The organism is Streptomyces kebangsaanensis, from assembly GCF_001906585.1.
Classification (GTDB): Bacteria; Actinomycetota; Actinomycetes; order Streptomycetales; family Streptomycetaceae; genus Streptomyces; species Streptomyces kebangsaanensis.
Genome location: NZ_JUJA01000015.1, coordinates 1 through 3,318 on the forward strand (window position 1 = coordinate 1; position 3,318 = coordinate 3,318).

5 protein-coding genes and 1 pseudogene are annotated in these 3,318 nt (G+C 67.7%); 1 reads left to right on the plus strand and 5 read right to left on the minus strand.

Translation table 11 applies throughout. The features are described 5' to 3' along the window. From RH94_RS01440 to RH94_RS01450, 3 genes are all read right to left on the minus strand, one after another. A partial coding sequence (locus tag RH94_RS01440) for a hypothetical protein (protein ID WP_073945858.1) occupies positions 1-345 on the minus strand: 345 nt, incomplete at its 3' end. A 125-nt stretch (positions 346-470) separates the two neighbouring features. After that, positions 471-698 carry a DUF397 domain-containing protein gene (locus RH94_RS01445; protein WP_073945861.1) on the minus strand — a complete coding sequence of 76 codons (228 nt, stop codon included), beginning with the start codon at positions 696-698 and terminating at the stop codon, positions 471-473. A gap of 8 nt (positions 699-706) precedes the next feature. Beyond that, positions 707-1,558 carry a helix-turn-helix domain-containing protein gene (locus tag RH94_RS01450; protein ID WP_073945862.1) on the minus strand — a complete coding sequence of 284 codons (852 nt, stop codon included), beginning with the start codon at positions 1,556-1,558 and terminating at the stop codon, positions 707-709. 234 nt (positions 1,559-1,792) lie between these two features. Here RH94_RS01450 and RH94_RS01455 point away from each other — a divergent pair, with 234 nt between their 5' ends. Further along, entirely contained in the window at positions 1,793-2,206 is a 414-nt protein-coding gene (locus RH94_RS01455; RefSeq protein WP_073945859.1) for an ATP-binding protein, read from the plus strand. A 252-nt stretch (positions 2,207-2,458) separates the two neighbouring features. Here the strand turns inward: RH94_RS01455 and RH94_RS01460 are convergent, their stop codons facing one another. Both RH94_RS01460 and RH94_RS01465 read right to left on the minus strand, forming a co-directional pair. Then, complete coding sequence (locus RH94_RS01460; RefSeq protein WP_234425447.1) at positions 2,459-2,857, minus strand: hypothetical protein; 399 nt, start codon at positions 2,855-2,857, stop codon at positions 2,459-2,461. Positions 2,858-2,882: 25 nt separating this feature from the next. Beyond that, positions 2,883-3,318: pseudogene (locus RH94_RS01465) on the minus strand (transcriptional regulator); the annotation flags it as partial.

Here is a 3,318-nt window from a genome sequence, read left to right on the forward strand (position 1 = left end):
AGAGCCGGGGACGACGTGGCTCGGGTTGGCGGGGTCCGTGTCACGGACGATCTCGGCCAGAGCGGCTGTGGGACTCAGTCCCCGCGCCTTCGCGTCCCGGAGCCTGGAGACGTACAGCGCGCCCCGGTTGAACGCTTCGTCGCCCCCGACCCGCCGTACCTTCCAGCCGGCTGCGTCGTCCTCGTCGTTGGCCCAGACGTAGCCCAGCACAGTCCCCCGCGGGTTCGCCACGGTCACGAACCGCACCGGCTTGTCCGTGCTGCGGGCGTAGTGCGGCACCCTGGCGATCTCCTCGAACCGGAGAGGCTCTGTGGTCCGAGGAGCGACGTACCGTTCCCGGCTCATGGTGCTGCCTTCCTCTGCCTGCTGCCTGGGCAGGACTCCTCCATACACCTGCACCTGCACTCTTTTTATGTGTCCTTCCGTTCACCACCGAGCCGGATCGCCGCGACTCACGGGAAAGATGTGGATCAGTCCCGCAAGCTCATGGCATCGGTGGTGGTGAAGTGAGCCTCCGGTGCTTTCAAGGCCTCGATGAAGCTTGTGAAGGCTCCGTCCGGGAAGGAGAGTGTGGCCCTAACCGGAGCCTTCGAGTCGCGTATGGCTACGCGGAAGGGGTGGCTTGCGATCTCGACGCAGTTGTTGCCGTCGCCGCCTCCCGAGTATGAGGACTTCCGCCAGATGATGGGGGTGGTCACGACACACCTCACATTTCCTTGGCCAGCCTGTGGATGAAGTCACGCGACCGCTCGGGGTCGAGCGACGCGGCCTCCACTCTACGGAAGAGCGTTCGAAAAACGCCGAGTTGGGCTTCGGAATCGACAAAACCTGTGCCATGAGGTGCGTCGCGGGTGGCCGTGTCCAGCTTCGGTACGGCACCGCCTGCCAGCATCATCGCGTTCCAGGTCCCACCGAAGTCATCCAGGTCGAAGGGGATCACGCGGACGGTGATGTGGTCGGCCTCGGCGAGTTCCATGAGCCGGGCAAGCTGGGCTCGTGCGGTGGAGCGGCCGCTGACCCTGATGCGGAATGCCGCTTCGTGGACGACAGCCTCGTACGGGGTGGGTGCTGGACCTTCGAGGATCACCTTGCGCTGCATCCGGTGACGAACACGCAGCTCCAGCTCTTCGCTCGGCAGTTCGGGAATCCGGGAGGAGAAGACGGCGCGAGCGTAGTCCTCCGTCTGAAGCAGGCCGGGAACGAACATGAACTCGACTACCCGCAGAAACGTGGCGTGGTGTTCCAACTCGGCGAAGTCGAGGAACGAGCTCGGCAGCAGGCCCCGGTACTCCTCCCACCAGCCGCGCGTACGATCACTTGCCATAGCAGCCAGTGCGTCGATCAACTCGTGGTCTGTGCAGTCGTAGTGAGCCGCCATCCGCCGGACACGCGCCTCACTGACCCCCGCAAGGCCGCACTCGAGCTGGCTCACCTGGGCGGAGTCCGTTCCGAGCAGTTCGGCAGCTTCACGCCCCTTGAGCCCTGCGGCCTCCCGCAGCTTCCGTAGTTCTGCGCCCAGACGCACCTGACGTGCGGTCGCCTGCTGTCTGCGTGGCATGGCTTCCTCCCTGAGCCCAACCACCCTGAGGCGGTGCCTCGTTCGAGCGGCAGATTACGACAACGACTTACACGGGACCAAATTTGACCCCTACCGTCGGTGACGCGACGCGCACCCTGCGGAACTCCGGGGCCCCGGAAGCGCACTGCTCCGTCCTGCCACGACGGCTGCGGCAATGCCACCGCCCGGTCGACCGCGCCCTTCCACCGCCGACCACGCCACCGGAGCTGACGCATGCCCGAAAACGCCACCGATCCCTGGGAGTACTGCCTGTACATCCCGAACGACCCCCGCGCCGTCACCGTCAGCCGCCGCACCCTGCGCCTGATCCTGACCATGCACGGCCTGATCCGCCTCGCCGACACCGCCGAATTGCTCGCGACCGAGCTGGTCTCCAACGCCGTACGGCACACCAAGGGGCCCGCCGCCCTGCGCGTACGGTGGTCCGCCGGCGTGCTGCGGATCGGAGCATGGGACGCGGACCCCCGGCCGCCCGAGCCACCCGAGCCGTTGGAACAGATCACCGACCAGGAGGACGGCCGCGGACTGGCCCTGGTCCGGGCCTGCGCCGACCTGTGGGGCTGGCAGCCGCTGGCACGGGAAGGCAACCGGGGGAAGGTCATCTGGTGCGAGCTGGCCGCCGCGTAAGACCGCTGCCGGGCGCAGGCCGCTCGTTGTCCTCCGCCATCAGCCCAACGGCACCCGATCCAAAAGGCGGGCGAGAAGCTCCGAGTTCGACGTCCGGGTGTCCGCTGTTCAGCCCCGCCTTGTAGGCACTGCTGCTGCTCGCCGCCCGGTGAATCCGCCCGACATCGATGACGCCGGCCCAGGCGTAGCCGATGATTTCACCGTCGGGGACGGTGAAATAGTGGACGGGGCGGGGCATGGGTTCAACCTGCTTCATTCACCCTTGGCGAGCGCTTTGACCGCATCGGTGTTCGGGGCGTCGGACAAGGAGTCCGGCAGGGCCCGCCCGCGGTTGCCCTCCGGGTTGGACAGCATCTCCGCAAGGGCTCGGGACGGCGGAACGCCCTGCCCTTTGGCCTCCTGCAGCCGGGCGTGCCAGTGACCGCCCTCGGCGAGTGCCCGGCCTCCCGCGGCCTTGCGCGGTACCCACGCGGCGGCGTCGTCCTCGCCGCTTGCCCACACGTATCCGAGGGCCGCGCCGCCCTGCTTGTCGACCACCGTGAAGTACCGCACCGGCTTGTCGGTCCAGGTCTGGTACCGCGGCGGACCTGGCGACACGAGGTTGAAGTGCATGTCATCGTCGAAGCGCGGGTTGATCGGTCGTGCTGCCAATGGTGTCGCTCCCTCGGGTACTGATTCAGCCTTGGTCGGCCAGTTCCTTGACCGCGTCCAGGCTCGGCGCCTGGCGGAGAGAGCCGGGGACGACGTGGCTCGGGTTGGCGGGGTCCGTGTCACGGACGATCTCGGCCAGAGCGGCTGTGGGACTCAGTCCCCGCGCCTTCGCGTCCCGGAGCCTGGAGACGTACAGCGCGCCCCGGTTGAACGCTTCGTCGCCCCCGACCCGCCGTACCTTCCAGCCGGCTGCGTCGTCCTCGTCGTTGGCCCAGACGTAGCCCAGCACAGTCCCCCGCGGGTTCGCCACGGTCACGAACCGCACCGGCTTGTCCGTGCTGCGGGCGTAGTGCGGCACCCTGGCGATCTCCTCGAACCGGAGAGGCTCTGTGGTCCGAGGAGCGACGTACCGTTCCCGGCTCATGGTGCTGCCTTCCTCTGCCTGCTGCCTGGGCAGGACT